Source organism: Streptomyces sp. Tu 2975, from assembly GCF_009832925.1.
Classification (GTDB): domain Bacteria; phylum Actinomycetota; class Actinomycetes; order Streptomycetales; family Streptomycetaceae; genus Streptomyces.
Genome location: NZ_CP047140.1, coordinates 519,222 through 539,148, shown reverse-complemented (window position 1 = coordinate 539,148; position 19,927 = coordinate 519,222). Strand labels below are relative to the sequence as shown.

Sequence of the window (19,927 nt, the reverse complement as noted above, 5' to 3'; positions counted from 1 at the left end):
GCCTTCCGGTCGGCTCGAGTCGAACACAAGGAGTGCCGTGGGCGTCAGCCTCAAGGACGTCGCGCAGCGGGCAGGCGTGTCGATCAAGACCGTGTCGAACGTGGTGAACAACTATCCCCACGTCACACCGCACATGCGCGCCAAGGTGCAGCAGGCCATCGACGAACTCGGCTACCGTCCCAACCTCACCGCACGCCATCTGCGCAAGGGGCGCACGGGCATCATCGCCTTCGCCGTTCCCGAACTCGGCAACCCCTACTTCGCGGAGCTGGCCGGTGCCGTCATCGACGCCGCCGCCCGCCACGACTACACGGTGCTCGTCGACCACACCGCCGGACTGCGCGAGCGGGAGCTCCTGGTCAGCCAGGAGTTCCGGTCGCACGTCATCGACGGACTGATCCTCAGCCCCATCCATCTGGAGACCGAGGACCTGGTCGGCCGGCAGGAGACATCGCCCCTGGTGCTGCTGGGGGAGCGGGAGTACGAGGCCCCGTACGACCAGATCGCCATCGACAACGTGGCCGCCGCCCGCACCGCCGTACGCCACCTGCTGGACCTGGGCCGGCAACGCATCGCCTTCCTCGGCTCACGCACCGACCGCGAGCGCCGGCCCGCCCACCTGCGCCTGCGCGGCTGGCGCGAGGAACTCCTCGCCGCCGGCCGGGAACCGGACGAGACACTCGTCGTCGCCACCGACGGCTACGGGCGCGCCGACGGCGCCGCCGCCATGGCCGCGCTCCTCGACCGGGGCCGGCAGCCCGACGCCGTGTTCGCCTACAACGACCTGATCGCCATGGGAGCGATGCGCACGCTCACCGAACGCGGACTCACCGTCCCGCGCGACGTCGCCGTCGTGGGCTTCGACGACATCGAGGAGAGCCGCTACGGCAGCGTCACCCTCACCACCATCTCTCCCGACAAGCAGGCCATCGCCCGGCTGGCGGTGGACAGCCTTGTCGAACGGCTCGCCGGTCACGTCATGGCCGAGCCACGCAGGGCGAGACCCGGCTACCGGCTCGTGGTCCGTGAATCGACCGGCCCCGCGGAGGGGCGGGAGACCGCCCGCGTCCCTCGGGAGACCGGCCCGGTGCCGGCTCAGGAAACCGGCCGCGTACCGGCTGAGGAGACCGGTCCGGTGCGGGCTCGGGAGACGGGCCCGTCACCGGCGGCGTAGAGAGACCGGATCCGCCCGGCGACGCCCCGGAATCCGCCCGCCGTCGACCCGGCATCCGTCCCGGCGAACCGCCGGGACCCGACCCCCACCGGCCCACCCTGTCTTTGGGGACACCACCCGCCACGAGGACTCATCATGCCCCGACCCACCGCGCATCACAGGCCGTTCGGATGTACGCCGAGCGGAGAGGACATCGGCCTGTGGCGACTGGAATCCGGCACCGGCGTGTACGCCGAGATCCTCACCTACGGCGGCATACTGCACGCACTCGGCGTGCCCGACACCGCGGGTGACACCGACTCCGTGGTGCTCTCCCTGCCCTCCGCCGACCAGTACGCGGAGAAGAGCCCCTACTTCGGCGCCCTCGTCGGCCGGTACGCCAACCGCATCGCCCATGGCCGCTTCACCCTCGACGGGGCGACCCACCACGTCCCCGTCAACGACCGCGGACACGCGCTGCACGGCGGCCCGGAGGGCTTCGACACAAAGGTCTGGCACGCCGTCCCGCTGGTCGAGGACGACCGGGCCGCGGTGCGACTCTCCTTGCACAGCCCGGACGGCGAGATGGGCTTTCCCGGCGCGCTCGATGTCACCGTCACCTACGCGCTCGACGCCTCCGGCACGCTCTCGCTGTCCTTCACGGCGGAGACGGACCGGCCCACGGTGGTCAACCTCTGCAACCACGCCTACTTCAACCTCGCCGGAACCGGCGACATCCTGACCCACACCCTTCAGGTCGACGCCCCCGCGTATCTACCGGTCCGCGAGGACGGCATCCCGACGGGCCGGGCACTCGGAGTTCCCGGCACTCCCTTCGACCTGACGGCACCTCGGCTGCTCGGGGACCGGCTGTCCGCACCGGACGCCCAGATGGAGCGCGCCGGTGGGTTCGACCACTGCTGGGTCCTGTCGGCCGCCCCCGCCGGCACACTCCGGCGCGCCGCGCGGCTCACGGCCCCGGCCGCGGAACGGGTCATGGAGGTGTGGACGACGGAACCAGGACTGCAGGTCTACACCGCCAACCAGCTCAACGGCTCGCTCATGGACGGCCACGGACGCAGCCTCGGCCGCTACAGCGCCGTGTGCCTGGAGACCCAGCACTTCCCTGACGCGCCCAACCGCCCTGACTACCCGAGCACCGTCCTGCGCCCCGGCGCGACCCTGACCAGCCGCACCGAGTTCCGCTTCCCGCACCTGCCGACGTGATCCCCCGTCACGGCCGCAGGGCCGCCCGCCCACGCCGCCGTGTCAGGCGATGTCCGTGCCTCGAAGCAGCAGTTGCACCACGGCCAGCGCGGCCACAGCGATCGCGGCCCGGAAAGGCCACTTCCGGTTGGCGCGCTGCATGGCCGTGGCCGCCACCGCCGCGCACCCGGCCGTGGCCACAACCGCCCAGCCGAACACTCCGGGCGTGCCCGGAGGCGCGGCGGTGAGCACGCCGAGAGCCGTCAGCATCACCGTGGGAGCAAGCCATCGGCACGCGGTGGCGCCCAGGCGTTGCGGCAGGCCCCGGACACCGGTCGCCAGATCGTCGTCGATGTCCGGGAGGACGTTGGCGAGGTGTGCCCCCACGCCGAGCACGGCGCTGCCGACCGCCGCCCACCAGGCGGGCCACGGCTCGGACGGCAGGCCGAGCGTGACGAACGCGGGCAGTGATGCGAACCCGAGGGCGTAGGGGAGAGGGGAGAGCACGGTGCCTTTCAGAAGGACGTTGTAGGCCCAGCCTCCGGCCAGCACTCCGGTCAGATGCACCACCGCCGCCGTCACCCCGCTCAGCAGGGACAGCGGGACGCAGAGAACGAGCGCCGCCGCGGCTGCCCTCGCCACCACGGGCTGCGCCAACGCGCCCGCCGCCACCGGTTTGTCCAGGCGGCCGACGGCGGTGTCCCGTCGCGCGTCGACCGCGTCGTTGCACCACCCCACGGAAAGTTGTCCGGCGAGGACCGCGGCGGCGACGCCCAGCGAACCGGCCGGCCCGCGGCCGGCCGACAGGGCCAGTGCGGTGACGAACACCGTCACGGCGACCGTCGCCTCCGGGTGGCACGCACGCAGCAACACCAGTAGCCGGTGTGTCGCCCGAAGGGAAGTCGCGGAGGGGTATAGAGACACGGGTGCAAGGTAATGACCGGATCGGCCGTGAGGAGACATCCCGGTATGCGTGTCCCCGCACTCGACGAAATGGCCCCCGCCCCTCCCCCCGTCCCCTCCTTCGCGTCGAACCGGACCACCACCGTCGTCGCCGTACGGACCGCTCTGCCGTCGCACCGGTACGCCCAGAGCGACCTGACCGAGCTGATCGGCGATCTGTGCCTGCGGCCGGGCGAGGACCGGAGCCTGCTGCGCCGTCTGCACCGGTCGGCCGGAGTGCGTACCCGTCACCTCGCCCTGCCCATCGAGCGGTACCCGGCGCTGACCGACTTCGGGCAGTCCAACGCCGCCTGGATCGAGGCCGGTCTCGAGCTCGGCGAGGAAGCGCTGGTGGGCGCCTTCCGAAGCGCCGGGATCACAGCGGCGGACGTGGACCTCCTGCTCTGCACGTCCATCACAGGAGTCGCCGCTCCCTCGCTCGACGCCCGCCTCGCGGTCCGGGTGGGAATGCGGTCCGACGTGAAGCGGATCCCCGTGTTCGGCCTGGGCTGCGTCGCGGGCGCCGCAGGTCTCGGCCGGATCCACGACTACCTGTGCGGCCATCCGGAGGACACCGCGGTACTTCTCAGCGTCGAACTCTGTTCCCTGACACTTCAGCAGCGGGACGGGTCGCTCGCCAACCTCGTGGCGGGGGCACTCTTCGGGGACGGCGCGGCAGCCGTTGTCGCACGCGGGGACCGGGCGGCAGGGCCGGACATCGGCCGGCCGCGGGTGGTGGCCACCCAGGGGAGGCTGTATCCGGACACCGAGCACCTGCTCGGCTGGAAGATCGGCGCGAGTGGCTTCCGCGTCGTCGTCGACGCCGGTATCCCCGACATCGTCCGGGCCCGCCTCGGCCCGGACCTGCGGGCCTTTCTCGCCGCCCAGGGCCTCGGCCCGGACGACGTCGGCACCTGGATCTGCCACCCCGGGGGCCCGAAGGTGCTCTCCGCGGTCGCCGACACGCTCGACCTGCCCGAAGGCGCCCTGGAGTCCGCATGGCGGTCGCTGGCGAGCGTGGGGAACATGTCGTCCGCCTCCGTACTGAGGCTCCTCGAGGACATCGGCGGTAGCGGGCGCCCCGAACCCGGGACCTGGGGCGTACTGCTCGCCATGGGCCCGGGTTTCTGCACCGAGTTCGTCCTCCTGCGCTGGTGAGGAAACACTGATGCTCTGGTACACCGTGCTCGTTCTCGCCGTCGCGGCGGAACGCGTCGTCGAACTCGTCGTGGCCAGGCGCAACGCCGCCTGGACCCTCGCCCGTGCCGGTGTCGAGCACGGCCGCGGACACTATCCCGTCATGGTGGCCCTTCATACGGCTCTGCTCGCGGGTTGCCTCATCGAGGTGGCGATCGGCGACCGGCCGTTCGTCCCCGCCCTCGGCTGGTCCATGCTGGGCATCGTGGTGCTGGCCCAGGCACTGCGCTGGTGGTGCATCAGGACGCTCGGCCCCTACTGGAACACCCGCGTCATCGTGGTCCCCGGGGCTCGCCTGGTCCGGACCGGGCCCTACCGTTTCGCCCGCCACCCCAACTACGTCGCTGTCGTCGCGGAGATCGCCGCCCTGCCACTGGTGCACTCCGCATGGCTGACGGCCCTCGTGCTCACCGCGGCCAACGCGGTACTGATGGGCGTCCGCGTCCGCTGCGAGAACACCGCCCTCGCCCTGGCCGTGACGGCATGAGCCCGACCCATGACCTCCTGGTCGTCGGAGGCGGGCCCGCCGGTCTGGCCACCGCGCTGCACGCCGCGCGGGCCGGCTTCGACGTCGTCGTGGCCGAGCCGCGCGGCGCGCCGATCGACAAGGCGTGCGGCGAGGGACTCATGCCCGGCGCGGTACGGGCGCTGCAAGCGCTGGGGCTGACGGTCCCCGGCCAGCCGATCGCCGGCATCCGTTACGTGCAGGGCACGCGTGCGGTCGAGGCCGCGTTCCGCCAGGGACACGGTCTCGGCGTGCGCCGTACCAGCCTCCATCTGGCCCTCCATACGGCGGTCGTCGGCGAGGGCGTCCCCGTGCTGCCCTTGCGGGTCGAAGGCGTGCACCAGGACGCCACGGGTGTCACCGAGCGCGGCACCGGGCTGCGCGCCAGATGGCTGATTGCCGCGGACGGCCTGCACTCGCCGGTGAGGCGGTCGCTCGGACTGGTGACCACCAGCCGCGGCACCCCTCGGTACGGATTGCGCAGGCACTACGCGGTGCCGTCGCGGTCCCCGTACGTCGAAGTCCACTGGGGCCCGCACGGGGAGGCCTATGTGACACCGCTCGGCCCCCGGCTCGTGGGTGTGGCCCTGCTGACCTCTCTGCGCGCGCCGTTCGGCACCCAGCTGGCCGGCTTCCCGGAGCTGGCCGCACGGATGCACGCCGAGGCGGCCGTGACGGACGTGCGCGGCGCGGGCCCGCTGCGGCAGACGGCCGGCACGCGCGTCCACGGTCGCGTGCTGCTGGTGGGCGACGCCGCCGGATACATCGACGCGATCACCGGAGAAGGCCTCTCGCTGGCCCTGGCGGGCGCGGAAGTGCTGGTCGACCATCTCCGCCGTGGGACGCCCGCCGCCTACGAGTCGGCGTGGAGGGCCGCCACCCGGCGACACCGGCTGCTGACCGACTGCCTCGTACGGGCCCGGCAGCAGCCCCTGCTGGCCCGGCTCATCGTTCCGACGGCTCGAAGGCTCCCACGCGTGTTCACCGCCGCGGTCAACGCCCTCGCCTGACCGGTCGTCCCGCCCCGTCGCCGGTCCGGGTGTGCTGCGGCCGCGCCATCAGCACCGCGACGTCGTCCTGCGGGTGTACGGGCAGCAGCTGCCGCAGGACGCCGTCACAGAGCTCCTCGAGCGGCTGCTGATCATGGTCCCGGAGGGCATGGGCGAGCTGGCCGAGGCCCTGATCGAGGTCCCGGCCTCGGGCCTCGATGAGGCCGTCGGTGTACAGGACCAGCAAGCTGCCGGGAGGCAGCCGGACCTGCTCCGCCCGGAAGTGCCGCCCTCCCGTTCCCAGCGGAGTGCCCGGTGGGCCGTCGAGGTACGTGATCGCTCCGCCGGGCGATGCGACGGCCGGTGGAGGGTGGCCGGCTCTGGCGATCAGGCATCCGCCGGCAGCGGGGTCGTGTACGGCGTAGACACAGGTCGCCAATTGGTCCTGTCCCATGTCGGCCACCACGGCGTCGAGCGAGCGGAGCACCTGTGCGGGTGGGATGTCGCTCCGGGCGAGGGTCCGCACCGCTGTGCGCAGCTGCCCCATGACGGCCGCGGCGTGGATGCCGTGGCCCATGACGTCTCCGATGACCAGTCCGGTTCTGCCGTCGGGAAGCGTGATGACGTCGAACCAGTCGCCGCCGACGTCGTGTTCGCTGGCGGGCAGATAGCGGCCGGTGAGCTCGAGGCCGCTGACCGTGGGCAGCTCGCTGTTCGTCAGGCTGCGCTGCAGAGTGAGGGCGGCCGCGCGCTGGCGGGTGTACATGAGCGCGTTGTCGATGTTCAGAGCCGCTCGCGCGACGAGTTCGTCGATGAGCACGCAGTCCTGCTCGTCGAAGGGCTCGTGACTGCTGAGCCGCGTCACCACGACGGCTCCGAGCACCTTGCCCCGCGCGACCAGGGGGATGAGCCGCGCCGAGCCGAGGGTCTTGAGGTATGCGCGCAGGTCGTCGGCCCGGGGATCGGTGATCAACGCCGGCACGTCGGAGCGGTACAGATCGGTCGGACGTCCGTCCGCGATGACCCGTTCGTACAGGGAGCCGCGCGGGATGCGCGACGTCATGCCGGGCACGAGTCTCGCCGTGGGGGCGGACGGCTCGGGGAAGACCGCGGCCAGTCGGCGGACCACACCGCGCGTGGACGCCGCGGACTCGTCCGGTGCGATGAGCTCTTCAAGGAGCTGTACGTCGGCCGAGTCGGCGAGCTGTGGCACCAGCACCTGCACCACCTCCTCCGCGGTCTGCCGCAGGTCCAAGGTGGTGCCGATACGGGTACCGGCCTCAGCGAGCAGGGCGAAGCGGCGCCGGGCGCGTTCGACCTCGATCTCGGCCTGCTGGCCCTCGGTGATGTCGATGAGGGAGGCGATCAGCCCCAGCGTCCGGCCGGAGCCGTCGACCAGCGGAGCGTACGAGCAGGACCAGGTCCGCTCCCGGTCCGGGTCGGAAGCCGTCCGGCCCGTCCGGCGGACGTCGACGACCGCGGTGCCCCGGTCCAGAACCTCCTGCATCGTCGATTCGAGCGCCGCGGCGTTGACGCCGGGCACCACTTCCGTCAGCCGTTTGCCCAGATGACCGGCGGAGGAGACGCCGTTCATCCGGGCCAGGGCGTCGTTGACCCGCAGGAAACGAAGATCGGTGCCGAGGGTGGCCAGGCCGATGGGTGACTGCGTGAAGAGACTCTCCAAAGCCGCCAGCGATTCACGCATACGCAGCACCTGCGAGGTCTCCACGGCGATCAGGAGGGCCCCCGCCCGTCCCTGCTCGTCCGCAGCAGGGACGATCCACATCTCCATGGTCACCCGGTGGCCGTCACGGTGGCGCACGGAAAGGGTCCCGACCACGGTCTCCCCGGCGTGGACGCGCCGCGTCAGCTGATCGGCCAGTGGCTCGTTGCCCTCCGGGACCAGCAAGGCGGAGGCGGGCCGGTCGAGGATGTCCTCGGGCCGGTGCCCGAGCAGGTCCTGGGCGGCCAGGGACCATTCCACGACGCGTCCGTCCGCGTCCTCTCTCCACAGCGCTATCGGCAGCAGCTCGCGGAGCACGCCCGCGTATCCGACAGCGCCTACGGGCGGCACGTGGCCCGCCGACCGGTGAGTGTCCAATATGAGACCTCACTACAAATGGATCATTTCATACCAAATCACCCTATCCGAGACTCCATGGTCGGGCCCGGCCCGGCACGATCGGATCCCTGGCGCGGCGCGCGCCCCCGGCACCCCTTACTCCGGCACGGCATCGGGGTTCTGCGCGGCGCCCTTGCGGCCCTGCGGTGTCGGCTTCGCGTGGATGTACAGCTGTCGGCGGTCCTCCACATCGACGTGCCGGGGCAGCGGCAGCTCGAAGCGCACCGGGCGGCCGTGGTCTGCCACCTGCCTCGCGGGGTTGTAGACCCGGTTGAACCGCCACAGCATCCGGGCGAAGTTCGTCTGTCCGCGGGCCAGGTTGGCCGCAAGGATGCGCGCCGCGCCGAACGCGGTCCGCAGGCCGAGGTGCTTGCGGTTGATCACCGACTGCGTAAGCACCAGCTCACGGTAGAACTCCTCCAGGGGCAGCGTCGTCGGCACGACCGCGTGCTGGATGTCGAACAGCCGGTAGTCGCGGGTCGTCAGCTTCCGTGCCTCGGTGTGCCAGATCTCGGTACCCGGATACGGGGTCATCACGGTGAGGTGGACGATCTCCGGCACCGAAAGAGCGAATTCCCTGACGATCCGGAATCTTTCCCTGTCCCAGGCCGGATCGACGATCAGGTTGATGGCGACGGTGATACCGAGCTTCCGCGCCGTCTCGAGGGCGTGGAAGTTCTCATCGGGGCTGATGCGCTTGCGGTAGAGGTCCAGCCCCTCGGCGTCGATCGCCTCCATACCCAGGAACATGTATTTCAGGCCCAGCCGTGACCAGCGCTCGAAGATCTCCCTGTTGCGCAGCAGGACGTCGGCACGCGTCTCGAGGTAATAGCTCTTCCGGATACGGCGGCGTTCCAGCTCCGCGGCGATCCCGTCACCGTGTTCCGGACGGATGAAAGCGACGTCGTCGACGATGAAGACGTTCCGCTCCCGGATACTCGCCATTTCCTCCGCCGCGACCTGAGGGGAAGCCTTTCGGTAACTGCGGCCGTAGAAGGTCCAGGCGGAGCAGAACGAGCAGTCCCAGGGGCAGCCGCGGGTGAATTCGATGGAGGCGCAGGGGTCGAGCTCGCCGATGAAGTAACGCCGGCGGTGCCGCAGGAGATCGCGGGCGGGGCGAGGGTAATCGATACTGTGCAGCATCGTCGGCGCCGGCCCCCGGCCCTCCAGGGTGACCGCCCCGGGCACGGAGGACAGGCCGCCGTCGCGGGCGGCGTCGAGGAGCGGCCCGATCGCCGTCTCGCCCTCGCCGCGGGCCACCGCGTCCACGGCGCCGTCGGCCTGTTCCAGGACGTCGCCGGCGACGAAGGACACGCTGTGCCCGCCGAAGAAGACGAAGACGCCGGGCAGCCTGCGCTTGGCGTCCTGGGCGATCTCGATCGCCTCGGGAATGTTCGCCAGATAATTGAGCGAAACGCCGACGGCCTCCGGCCGGAAGGAATCGAGAAGACGCGTCAGCGCCGAATGCGGCTCGGTCTGCAGGTCGATCACCCGCACCTCATGACCCGCTTCCCGTGCGGCACCCGCAACACGCTCGAGACCCAGCGGCTCCAGACGCAGGAAGATTTCCGAATACATGAGCGCGCTCGGATGGATCAACAGCAACCGCATGCCGGCCTCCAACACGTAGAAGAGGAAAACCCACACCCTTGTGCGCGCACTCCGGGCCGCCCGACGGTCACCCTCGTGGCCGCGCTGCGGAGTGCGAGACGGTGGCATGAGATGTCGGCAAGCAAACACCTCGTCAGATCCGAGTCACGGGACCTGCGGAACAGAGGGCCTTTCGTGTCTGGTTTCCGACTCGCATGGCGGCATATCGGGCCCGGGATGTGTGCCGCGCCCTGACAGGGCGGGTTCAGCGCCGAGACCGGAGTGATGGCGACGCCGGCACGACACCGACCCGCACCGAAGATCCTCAGTGGCCCACGGGGCCGGGCCGGGCCCGGGCACGGTCGCGGAACCACGCAACCGCCCCCACCAGCACCGCCACCCCCAGCCCGTACAGGGGCAGCCACAGAGTTGTCGTGGCCGCCAGGCACTCGGCAACGGCGTTGCGGGCCTGGACCTCCTGCGCGAACGCCAGGGCAGCATCGTCACCGCCTGCCAGGTTCCCGAGCGTGGCCTTCACCTGGAGGGCCTCGTACCGGCCCATCAGCTCGCACTTGCTGCGACTGCCCGGCATCGGGAACAGCCAGGCTTGGCGCTGAAGCAGCGGTGCAAGTGCGACCGCCACGCACAGCCCGACCACCAGCGCGTACGCGACCAGGCCGCGCATGTACGCAGAGCGAAGGTCGGGCGTCCACGCCGCCCGTCGCTGGAAGGCGAGGATCACCGCGAGGAGCGTCGACCCGATGAACGTGGCGAACCACTGCCATGAGCCTTGGGCGAGCGCGAACGTGAGCACCGCGGCGAGGCCGATGCCGATGACCCCAGGAGCGGGAAGGTCGTCGCCTGCTGCGACGGATGCCTGCCTCGCTGTCAGTCGGTGGCTGGGATCGCTCACGGGCCTCTCCTGCAGGGGGAGGCACCAGCATCCGCCGGGGGGCGCCGCGACCCTGAGCACCGTGCCGTACGGGCCCGCCGCCTCGCCCGGATGGCCCGCGCCTGGCCGGCCGCGCGGGCCACCGGCCGGGGCGTGCCTGGTCGTCACCGCGTGGTCGGCGCGCGGTCACCGCTGCCGATCAGGTGTCGTTGTGGCGGCGTTCCCGCTCGGCTGCCGGTCGCTCGTACAGGTCGCGGATGCGCTGCCGGGAATCCGGACTCACCGGCCGTGGGCGGCTTCTGCGTGTCTGCCGGATATCGGCTGCGGCCGGAGGCGCAGGAGATCAGTGGGGGATGCCGTCGATCAGTTCCCTGGCGCCCTGGCGCAGCAGCGCGACCGCGACCGAGGTGCCCAGCGTGGCCGGGTCCAGGCGCCCGGCCCATTCGTGGGCGTTGAGGATGACCTTGCCGTCGGGGGAGAAGACCTTTGCCCGCAGGGACAGTTCACCGTTCCGCTCGCACCGGGCGTAGCCCGCGATCGGGCTGTTGCAGTGCCCTTGCAGCACATGGAGGAACATACGCTCGGCCGTGACCTCCCGGTGCGTTCCGGGGTGGCCCAGGTCGCTCACCGTGTCGATCAGCGCTGAGTCGCCCTCCCGGCACTGCAGGGCCAGGACCCCCGCGCCGATCGGCGGACACATCACCTCGGTCGAGAGAGTCTGGGTGATCACGTCCGCGCGCCCGATGCGCTCCAGGCCCGAAACCGCCAGGAGGAGCGCGTCCGCGTCGCCGGCGGCCAGCTTCTCCAGGCGCCGGTTGGCGTTGCCCCTCATGGGGACGCACTCCAGGTGCGGGTGGGAGGCGGCCAGTTGGGCGGTACGACGCACGGAAGAGGTGCCGATGCGGGTGCCTTCGGGCAGCTCGTCGAGCGTCAGACCGCCCGGGTGGATCAGCGCGTCGCGTACGTCGTCGCGCTCGAGGAACGCCGCGAACACCGTCCCTGCCGGCAACGGCCGGTCGGCGGGCACGTCCTTGACACAGTGCACCGCGAGATCGGCCTCGCCCGTGAGCAGAGCGGCGTCGACCTCCTTGGTGAACGCGCCCTTCCCCTCGACGAGGGACAGGTCGCCCATCCACTTGTCGCCGGTGGTCTTGACCGGGACGACCGAGGTCCTGATGCCGGGGCGGAGCGCGGCCAGCTCGGCGCGGACGCGCTCCACCTGGGCGAGCGCCATGGGGGAGTCGCGGGAGACGATGCGGATCTGGTCAAGGGTGGACATGGCGTCCACGATAGACCGCCCGACAGGGGCGCCGCGGTCCTCGACACCGACGCGCCGCCCGTCCCGATACGGCGAGTTGCCGTGCGACCGGCAGGCACGCGGGCCATGGCCGCCGCTGCCGGTCCGCCCACCCCCATCGTCCGCACGTCACCCGCCGGGCCCCGTCGTCCGCACGGCCCCCGCCGGTCCGCCCGCCCGCGGTTGGTCAGGGCAGGCACAACGGCCTCGGTCCGGCGGCCCTATCGGAAGGCGGCCACGTACCGCCGGGACCAGTCGGCGAAGGTACGCGGCGCACGCCCGAGAACACGCTCGACATCGGGGCTGACGCGCTGTTCCGCGCCGGTCGGTTCGCCGAGGATGGCCAAGGTCGTCTCCACCACCGGTTCGGGCATGAACCGCAGCATCTCCTCGCGGGCCTCCTCGCGGGTCTGCTCGATGAACCGGACCGGTTCGCCGAGGGCTTCGCCGATCGCCGCCGCCCGCTGCCGGGGCGTGCTCGGTGCGGGCCCGGTCAACTCGTAGATCCGTCCGTCGTGTCCGTCCTCGCGCAGTGCCACGGCGGCGACCTCTGCGATGTCGTCCGGGTCGACGGTGGGCAGGGCGACGTCGCCGAACGGTGCGGCGACGCTCCGGCGCGTGCGGACCGCCTCGGCCCAGGCGTAGGCGTTGGAGTTGAAGCCACCGGGCCGCAGGATCGTCCACGTCATGCCGGACCCGCGGACAGCGTCCTCGATGGCGCGCGCCGTGTCCCCGTGCGAGGCCGAGTGCGGCCTGGTCGCGACTCCTTGGGACGACAGGAGGACGACCCGGCCGACTCCACCGGCCTTGGCGACGTCCAGGATCTCGTACGGGTCCAGCAGGTGTGCGCTCGCACCGCCGTCCTGCAGGAACAGCGCGTCGGCACCGTCGAGCACCGAGCGCAGGCTTTCCGCGTCGGTCAGGTCCGCCGCTCGTTGCCGGACGCCTTCCGGGACGTCCGCGTCCGTGATGGTCCGGGACGTCGCGGTCACCCGCTCGCCGCCGGCCGCGAGAACCTGTACCAGCGAGCGGCCGACATTACCGGTCGCCCCCGTCACTACGATCATGACAACCCCTTGCATTTCCAGCTTGGTCACCGATTGCCCGAACAACGGGCCCGGGTGCCGCGGGCCTTGTTGCCCGGGCGATGTCGGGACGCTAACACCGCCGGTATAGTAGGTACCTACAGGAAAGTGGCTATCCAAGAGGGATGTGCATGGCCCGCGAAGCGACCCGGACGCCGTCCGCCGCGACCGACCCGGAACTGGCCTGTCCGATCGGGCCGGTCGTCGACATCGTGTTCAGCCGGTGGACCACACCGATCCTCTGGAGCCTGCACACCTACGGGCGGCAGCGATTCGTCGAACTGGAACGAAGGATCGCCAGGATCACCCCGAAGGTGCTGACCCAGCGGCTGAGGCAACTGGAACGCGACGGCCTCGTCGTCCGCACCTACCATCCCGAGGTCCCCCCTCGGGTCGAGTACGAGATCAGCGAGCTCGGCCGCAGCCTCGCCCCGCTCTTCGCGCACCTGGCCGAATGGGCCGCCGACAACCTGGACAAGGTCGAGCAGGCCCGGCACGACTACGACACCGACCCGATCCGCTGATTCACCGGGTCGGCTGCCGTCCCGCCGCGGGGCCCCCGTGCCCGACGGTGTGCGCCCCTGCCCGTTGCCCATCGCGCTGACGACCCGTTACTACGGTGTGTCCGGACCGATGGATGGAGGCGACATGGGAATCCTCGACAGCGCGCGCGTGGCTGTTCGGCTGCCCGCACAGGACCTGGAGCGAGCGAGGCGCTTCTACTCCGGGAAGCTCGGGCTCGAACCCGTCGACGAGCGCCCGGGCGGGCTCCTCTATCGCTGCGGTGGCGCGGACTTCGCCCTGTTCCGGTCCGCGGGAGCTTCGCCGGGGACCTTCACCCAGATGGCGCTGGAGGTCGACGACCTCCGGGCGGTCACGGACGAACTCAAGCGGCGCGGCGTGGTGTTCGAAGAGGTCGATCTGCCCGGTCTGAAGACCGTGGACGGCGTCGCCGAGATCCAGGGGAACTATCCGAGCAAGGGGGCGACGGGCGAGCTCGGCGCCTGGTTCCGTGACAGTGAAGGCAACATGCTGGGACTCGGCCAGCCGGTCCGTTGAGGAACCACCCTCCAACTTCCTGCGACTGAGCGCCGTAGTTGGTCAGACTGGCCAGTGAGACGGGACAGTCTGGTGGCAGATGACCTTTGATGCTGAACCTGGTTCGCCTGCAACGGTAGTTGGACACCCCCTACCGAGAGGACTCGTTTGGAGTAGATGGTCTCGCGAGCGTCACAACAGCCGCTTCCCGTCGTTGGAGCGGTGGAGCACCAGGGGCAGCCCGCTACTGAGCTCACCGACTGTGAGGCGTTACTCGATGCGCTATCCCACTCTGCCTGGGACCGTCACGGAGACCAAGATCCCCACCAGGCGGTTGACGACGCGCCAGTTGGCCGAGCGCGCGAGGATGCGGGCAGTTGGGCACCTGCTGTCTCGCCAGGACGCTCAGGGCTGGTGGAAGGGCACCTTCGAGGGCAATGTGACGGGCGATGCCGAGGACCTGCTGCTACGCCAGTTCCTCGGGATCGGGGACGAGGAGAACACACACGCCGCCGGCCTCTACATCCGCGGCGAGCAACGCGAGGACGGTACCTGGTCCACCTTCTACGGGGGCCCGGGTGACCTCTCAACGAGCATCGAGGCGTATGTCGCGCTGCGGCTCGCTGGAGACGCGCCTGACGAGCCGCACATGGCCAAGGCGGCCGCGTGGATCCGCGCCCACGGTGGAATCGCCGCCAGTCGGGTCTTCACACGCATCTGGCTCGCGCTGTTCGGCTGGTGGAAGTGGGAGGACCTGCCGGCACTGCCCCCCGAGCTGGTGTTCCTGCCCAAGTGGTTCCCGCTCAACATTCACCACTTCGCCTCCTGGTCCAGGCAGACCATCGTGTCGCTGACCGTCGTCTGCGCCGAGCGTCCCGTACGGCCCGCACCGTTCACTCTTGGCGAGCTGCATCCGGAGTCGGAGACACCCCCTCCCTCCGCGCCGCATGTTCCGGCCGGCCATTGGACGCGCTTCTTCACCTGCCTGGACAAGGCGCTCCACGCGTATCACAAGGTGGCACCGCGTCGGCTGCGCCGCGCCGCCATGAGCAACGTCGCGTGCTGGATCAAGGAGCGGCAGGAGAGTGACGGCTGCTGGGGCGGCCTTCAGGTGGACGCCACCTACGCGCTGATCGCCCTGCACCTGCTCGGTTACAGGCTGGAACATCCCGTCATGCGCGCGGGCCTGGCATCGCTGGACGCCTTCGCCGTCCGGCGCCAGGACGGTGCCCGCGTGATCGAAGTCAGCCAGTCGCCGGTGTGGGACACCAGCCTGGCCGTCAACGCTCTCACCGACGCCGGGGTGCGCTGCGACCACCCGGCGCTTGTCAGGGCCGGCGACTGGATGCTGGGAAAGCAGCACGCACGGCCCGGCGACTGGGCCGTGCGCAGGCCCGGACTCGACCCCGGCGGCTGGGCCTTTCAGTTCCACAACGAAAACAACCCCGACCTCGACGACACGGCCGAGGTCATCCTCGCGTTGCGCCGGCTGCAGCACCCCGACCCGGTACGGGTCGACGCTGCGATCGAGCGTGGCGTGCGCTGGAGTCTGGGCATGCAGTCCAAGAACGGTGGCTGGGCTGCCTTCGATGTCGACAACACCAGCTCGCTCGCCGGCCGGCTGCCGTTCTGTGACTTCGGCGAGGTCACCGACCCGCCGTCCGCCGACGTCACGGCGCATGTCGTGGAAATGCTCGCTTGCGAAGGCAAGCTCTATGACCCCCGCACCCGGCGGGGCATCGCCTGGCTCCTGGCAGAGCAGGAGGCGTCCGGGGCATGGTTCGGCCGTTGGGGCGTCAACTACCTCTACGGAACCGGCGCGGTTGTCCCCGCGCTCACGGCTGCCGGACTCCCTGCGGCGCACCCCGCGATCCGCCGTGCCGTTACCTGGCTGCGCTCCGTGCAGAACGACGACGGGGGCTGGGGCGAGGATGTGCGTTCCTACCGAGACGAACGATGGGCTGGGCAGGGCACTTCCACCCCCTCCCAGACCGCCTGGGCGCTGCTCGCCGTCCTGGCGGCCGGTGAAGGAGACAGCGAGGCCGTCGAGCGGGGCGTCAGATGGCTCGTCCAGGCTCAGCACGAAAACGGAACGTGGGAGGAGCCGCACTTCACGGGCACCGGCTTCCCCGGCGATTACTCGATCAGATACCACCTCTACCGTCAGGTCTTTCCCCTGATGGCACTCGGCCGCTACCTACACCAGGGGACGCCGGGAGAACTCCGGTGCAAAACGACGGACGTGCCGCACTCGCCAGAGCCTTAGGCCGTGTCTGACTGGTCGGTGACAAGCCTGACCGTGGATCGTTGAGAGCAAGGTGGGGCGGGGAGATCTCACATCGAATTCGGTGAGGAGATCTGGACGAAGCCCCCGCCGGGTCCGATTGCTCGGGACGGGAGCTTCGACGCGGCAAGTCAGCTGCCGATGTTGTAGGTGCTGTTGCTGGTGGTGTTCCAGGTGTTGGCGGTGCCGCTGGTGCCGCCTACCTTGATGTCGATCGCCTCACCGGCCTTCCGGCTTCCGGTGACGTTGATCTCCTGCGCCAGGTCAGAGCACTTGTACGTCTTCCACGTGTGGGATGCGGACGCAGGGCTGTAGGCGACCCCCGCGTACTCGGTGAAGATGGGGCCGTCGTTGCACCACGCGTCGAGAGTGCCGGTCAGGGTGTAACTCGTGGGGCCGTTGGAGGAGACCTTGCCTGTGAACACGACCTCGTAGATCAGGTTATCGAAGGCGTCATGCTGCGTGTACCGGACGTAGACGTTCTCGGTGGAGGCGTGGGCCGGGGTGGTCGCGGCCAGCGGAAGAACAACGGCGCTGAGGGTGGCGACGGTACCGGCCAGGGCCCTCGGCCGGGAGCGGCGGGGCTTCGAAGGCAGGTCAACGGACATCAAGGATCTCGCTCTCTGATGATCGACACATGGGCGGCGTGAGCCTTGCCGCAGCAAGATCAACGACTGTGGGGACAGACCGATACGGCGCCTTGGAAGAGACGTCGATGCGCTCGCGGGTGACTCCGGCACTCGTTGACCACGGCAACCGCTTGGGGCACGAAGAGCAGCACCGGGGAAAATTCGAGATCGGCATCAACGCCCAGACGACTTCAACCCCGGACTGCAGCAAGGCCCTTGCGGGGGCACTCCTTGCCGGTGGGCGGACCGAGCGCGCCACTACTGGCCCAGCTTCCACCCGGGTGAGAGCTACGGCACTGCTCCTCCATCCGCGCGCAACCGTTCACGACACTGCTCGTTCACGAGGCGTGCCCCCTGTCCCCTTCGTGCCCGTTGCAGGCCCACGCCGACTGCCGCTGCTCGGAAACCTCCCCGCATTCGGCCGCGACCCGCTGGCGTTCCTAGAACGTCTGCGCGACGAGTTCGGGGACGTCGTGACCTGGTCGCTCGGCCCGATGAAGATCATGTCCCTCACGCACCCTGAGCACATCGCCGAGCTTTTGGGAAGCAACGAAGGACACTTCGAGAATCTCGATGCCGGTTGGGCGTTCAAACAACTGGTCGGCAATAGCATCATGCGCAGCCAGGGCGCCGGCTGGCGCCGCAAGCGATCCCTGGTCCAGCCCTCCGTCCGCCCCTCCCAGGTACGCCGCTACGCCACGACGATGGTGGACTGCGCCGTGGCGCTTGCCGACCGCTGGCAGGAAGGCACGCAAATCGATGTGCTGCGAGAGATGGATCAGCTCTCCCAGCGGATCGTGGTCCGCAACCTCTTCGGCAACGACGTCGGCGACCGGGCCCACGCACTACGAGACGCGATGTCCGTGGCCGGGCGAGAGATCGGCGCCGAGCTACGGGGCATCGGACTCTTCCTACCGCCCTGGGTGCGTACCCCCGCCCGCCGGCGCCTGCTCAACGCCGTCGCGACCGTAGACACTGAGATCGGCCAACTCATCCACGCCCGCCAGGCATCAGGAGAGGCAGGCGACAGCGGCGAGGACCTGCTGGGCAGGCTGCTCGCAGCGCGGGACGAGGAAGGACGGCCGCTCACCGCCGCTGAGGTGCGAGACGAAGCGGTGACGCTCTGGGCCGCTGGGCACGAAACCACGGCAACCGCGCTGACGTGGACCTGGTACCTGCTTTCGGCATCGCCGCACGCGCGAAGGAAGCTCGCCGCGGAACTCGACCGCGTACTCGACGGGCGCCGCCCGGCGTACGCCGACTACGAGCATCTGACCTGGACCCAGCAGATCGTCAAGGAAGCCCTACGGCTCTACCCGCCCGCGTGGATCATTCCTCCCCGGGTGGCACGGGAAGGAGCCACCCTCGGGGCAAGCCGGATCCCGGCCGGGACGACGCTCTGGTGCAGCCCGTGGGCGACACACAGAGACGCCCGCTGGTTTTCCAACCCCACAGCCTTCCGCCCCGAACGCTGGGACACGCACGCCCAACGCAGTGCGCCCCCGCATGCCTGGTTCCCGTTCGGAGGCGGCCACCGCGCCTGCCTCGGTGCCCGGTTCGCCCTGGTCGAGGCAACACTGGTGATCGCAACACTGGCCCAGCGCTTCCACGTAGACATCGCACCGGGGAAAGTGGTCCCCACGGTCGGCCTACAGCTCCATCCCTCCACAACACTGCGCGCCACACTACGAGCCCGGCCCCCTGCCCGCCTCACTGAAGAGTGAGTGCCGTTAGGTGTGCCCGCTGACCTGCCGTTTGCGGTAGTGCTGAAGTCGGCACATCACCACAGCCCACGCCGCATCCTTAGTGCAGAGAAGTCATCGAACATGTTGCCGATACGGAGTCGGTGGGAATTCGCTCTGCCAGGAGTGCCGTGCCCGGTTTGTGGACTCACAGCAGAAGCCGGCCCACCCGAAGGCCTGACTCGGCAGGGCCCTCTGCCCGCATACACGCCTGGCCCGTCGCGTCACACGAACCGTGCGTCCTTCGGACTTCGACTGGGGCGGGACGAGCGTGGCACCGGCTCGGGGTGGCGGGCAGCCAGACGGGGACGGGTGAAGGCGGCGGCGTGAGTGTTGTAGTGGTGTCGCGATCGGGCCGGTGCGTGGGCGCGCTGGTGTGGGCCGGCTCTGCGTGTGGGGCGGGCAGGTTATCGGGTTCGCAGGGTGGTGGGTGTGAGATTGGTGCGCCAGCGGTCGCTGGTCCGGTAGACGGCCCTTGTTCCGCCGATGGCATGGCTGATGGCCCCGGCGTAGTGGGAGAGCTGAGGGATGGGCGATGCGGTCAGCTCGGTCACGAGGCGGTGGGCGGTGGCCGCCTCCGTGTCGCACAGGCGGCAGGCTGCGGCGAACGCCTCGGGCAGGGCCATTCCGTGCTCGTGGGCCAGGGTGAGCGGCAAGGTCTGGGGCGGGGCACCGAGCCCGTGCCGCTCCATGGGGAAGGAGTACACGTCATTGACCCACCCCCATAGTCGTGCCGTGCTATGGATCAGCTGACGGACCGGCTCGCGGTCGAGGACTTGGTCGGGCAGGTCGAGGCCCGTGCAGGGCTCGATGAGGGCGGCGAGGACGTGGCCGAAGAAGGTGTGCGGGCGCATGGCCTCGTACTCGGTGAGGCCGATGATGCGTCCGTGAGTGGTGCTCTGCCAGTACGTGGCCGCGAAGGCCTGGTGGAGCCGGGCGGTAATGCGGGCGGCCTGAGCGGGGGTCATCAGGTCGTGCATCCGCCGGGTGAGATCGGCCAGCGCGGAGGTGAGCGCGCAGGAGGAAGCCGGCGGCTTGGTGCGGGTCTCCGACGTGGGTGAAGGAGGCGATGTGCGGGGCCAGTGTGGTGGCCGTGGCCTGAGGGGCTTCGACGTGGAGGTCGTCGTAGGCACTGAGCCAGATACACAGGTCGGCGGCGAGGCCCAGCAGGTCCCGGCCGGCATCGGGGAAGAGGAATCCCGCACCGCTGCCCACCCGGGTGGCCTTCAGCCGGGTGCTCTCGCGGGCGTCGTCGA

17 protein-coding genes are annotated in these 19,927 nt (G+C 70.2%); 9 read left to right on the top strand and 8 right to left on the bottom strand.

Annotated features, from left to right (window positions below; all coding sequences use genetic code 11):
* Positions 1 to 37 precede the first annotated feature (37 nt).
* Both GLX30_RS02265 and GLX30_RS02260 read left to right on the top strand, forming a co-directional pair.
* Positions 38 to 1,174, top strand: a complete 1,137-nt coding sequence (locus GLX30_RS02265) for a LacI family DNA-binding transcriptional regulator (RefSeq protein WP_159682909.1) — start codon at positions 38 to 40, stop codon at positions 1,172 to 1,174.
* A 135-nt stretch (positions 1,175 to 1,309) separates the two neighbouring features.
* Positions 1,310 to 2,380 carry an aldose epimerase family protein gene (locus GLX30_RS02260; RefSeq protein ID WP_159682907.1) on the top strand — a complete coding sequence of 357 codons (1,071 nt, stop codon included), beginning with the start codon at positions 1,310 to 1,312 and terminating at the stop codon, positions 2,378 to 2,380.
* Between the two features lie 42 nt (positions 2,381 to 2,422).
* Here the strand turns inward: GLX30_RS02260 and GLX30_RS02255 are convergent, their stop codons facing one another.
* Positions 2,423 to 3,232: a UbiA family prenyltransferase gene (locus tag GLX30_RS02255; RefSeq protein ID WP_347879680.1), complete on the bottom strand. Its 810-nt coding sequence runs from the start codon at positions 3,230 to 3,232 to the stop codon at positions 2,423 to 2,425.
* A 120-nt stretch (positions 3,233 to 3,352) separates the two neighbouring features.
* On the opposite strand from GLX30_RS02255, the gene GLX30_RS02250 reads away from it, so the two are divergent.
* From GLX30_RS02250 to GLX30_RS02240, 3 genes are read left to right on the top strand one after another with little or no spacing between them, the layout of a single operon-like run.
* Complete coding sequence (locus GLX30_RS02250) at positions 3,353 to 4,459, top strand: 3-oxoacyl-[acyl-carrier-protein] synthase III C-terminal domain-containing protein (protein ID WP_167306901.1); 1,107 nt, start codon at positions 3,353 to 3,355, stop codon at positions 4,457 to 4,459.
* A 10-nt stretch (positions 4,460 to 4,469) separates the two neighbouring features.
* Positions 4,470 to 4,985: an isoprenylcysteine carboxyl methyltransferase family protein gene (locus tag GLX30_RS02245; RefSeq protein ID WP_159682900.1), complete on the top strand. Its 516-nt coding sequence runs from the start codon at positions 4,470 to 4,472 to the stop codon at positions 4,983 to 4,985.
* Complete coding sequence (locus tag GLX30_RS02240) at positions 4,982 to 6,013, top strand: NAD(P)/FAD-dependent oxidoreductase (RefSeq protein ID WP_159682898.1); 1,032 nt, start codon at positions 4,982 to 4,984, stop codon at positions 6,011 to 6,013. Before GLX30_RS02245 ends, GLX30_RS02240 begins: the two co-directional genes overlap by 4 nt.
* Here the strand turns inward: GLX30_RS02240 and GLX30_RS02235 are convergent.
* The 5 genes from GLX30_RS02235 to GLX30_RS02215 form a co-directional block, all read right to left on the bottom strand.
* The gene (locus tag GLX30_RS02235) at positions 5,997 to 8,033 is read right to left on the bottom strand and encodes a SpoIIE family protein phosphatase (RefSeq protein WP_244257962.1); all 2,037 of its coding nucleotides are present in this window, start codon (positions 8,031 to 8,033) and stop codon (positions 5,997 to 5,999) included. The genes GLX30_RS02240 and GLX30_RS02235 overlap by 17 nt on opposite strands.
* Positions 8,034 to 8,210: 177 nt before the next feature.
* Complete coding sequence (gene hpnR / locus GLX30_RS02230) at positions 8,211 to 9,725, bottom strand: hopanoid C-3 methylase HpnR (RefSeq protein WP_159682893.1); 1,515 nt, start codon at positions 9,723 to 9,725, stop codon at positions 8,211 to 8,213.
* A 304-nt stretch (positions 9,726 to 10,029) separates the two neighbouring features.
* Positions 10,030 to 10,617, bottom strand: a complete 588-nt coding sequence (locus GLX30_RS02225; protein ID WP_244257961.1) for a hypothetical protein — start codon at positions 10,615 to 10,617, stop codon at positions 10,030 to 10,032.
* Between the two features lie 322 nt (positions 10,618 to 10,939).
* Positions 10,940 to 11,875 carry a hydroxymethylbilane synthase gene (gene hemC / locus GLX30_RS02220; RefSeq protein ID WP_159682891.1) on the bottom strand — a complete coding sequence of 312 codons (936 nt, stop codon included), beginning with the start codon at positions 11,873 to 11,875 and terminating at the stop codon, positions 10,940 to 10,942.
* Between the two features lie 239 nt (positions 11,876 to 12,114).
* A complete protein-coding gene (locus GLX30_RS02215) occupies positions 12,115 to 12,960 on the bottom strand; it encodes an NAD(P)H-binding protein (RefSeq protein ID WP_159682888.1) in 846 nt (281 codons plus the stop codon).
* 143 nt (positions 12,961 to 13,103) lie between these two features.
* Between GLX30_RS02215 and GLX30_RS02210 the strand changes: the two genes are divergently transcribed.
* The 3 genes from GLX30_RS02210 (at position 13,104) to shc (ending at position 16,282) form a co-directional block, all read left to right on the top strand.
* The gene (locus GLX30_RS02210; protein WP_159682885.1) at positions 13,104 to 13,502 is read left to right on the top strand and encodes a helix-turn-helix domain-containing protein; all 399 of its coding nucleotides are present in this window, start codon (positions 13,104 to 13,106) and stop codon (positions 13,500 to 13,502) included.
* Positions 13,503 to 13,626: 124 nt separating this feature from the next.
* A complete protein-coding gene (locus GLX30_RS02205) occupies positions 13,627 to 14,037 on the top strand; it encodes a VOC family protein (protein WP_159682882.1) in 411 nt (136 codons plus the stop codon).
* Between the two features lie 256 nt (positions 14,038 to 14,293).
* On the top strand, positions 14,294 to 16,282 hold the full coding sequence (gene shc / locus GLX30_RS02200; RefSeq protein WP_159682879.1) for a squalene--hopene cyclase: 1,989 nt from the start codon (positions 14,294 to 14,296) through the stop codon (positions 16,280 to 16,282).
* A 149-nt stretch (positions 16,283 to 16,431) separates the two neighbouring features.
* Here the strand turns inward: shc and GLX30_RS02195 are convergent, their stop codons facing one another.
* Positions 16,432 to 16,908 (bottom strand): hypothetical protein, encoded by a 477-nt coding sequence (locus GLX30_RS02195; protein ID WP_159682876.1) that lies wholly within the window; start codon positions 16,906 to 16,908, stop codon positions 16,432 to 16,434.
* Between the two features lie 386 nt (positions 16,909 to 17,294).
* Here GLX30_RS02195 and GLX30_RS02190 point away from each other — a divergent pair, with 386 nt between their 5' ends.
* Positions 17,295 to 18,653, top strand: coding sequence for a cytochrome P450 (locus tag GLX30_RS02190; RefSeq protein ID WP_244257960.1), 1,359 nt, complete (start codon positions 17,295 to 17,297; stop codon positions 18,651 to 18,653).
* Positions 18,654 to 19,078: 425 nt separating this feature from the next.
* Here GLX30_RS02190 and GLX30_RS02185 read toward each other — a convergent pair whose 3' ends face one another.
* Positions 19,079 to 19,855 (bottom strand): terpene synthase family protein, encoded by a 777-nt coding sequence (locus tag GLX30_RS02185; protein ID WP_347879679.1) that lies wholly within the window; start codon positions 19,853 to 19,855, stop codon positions 19,079 to 19,081.
* Positions 19,856 to 19,927: the final 72 nt, after the last annotated feature.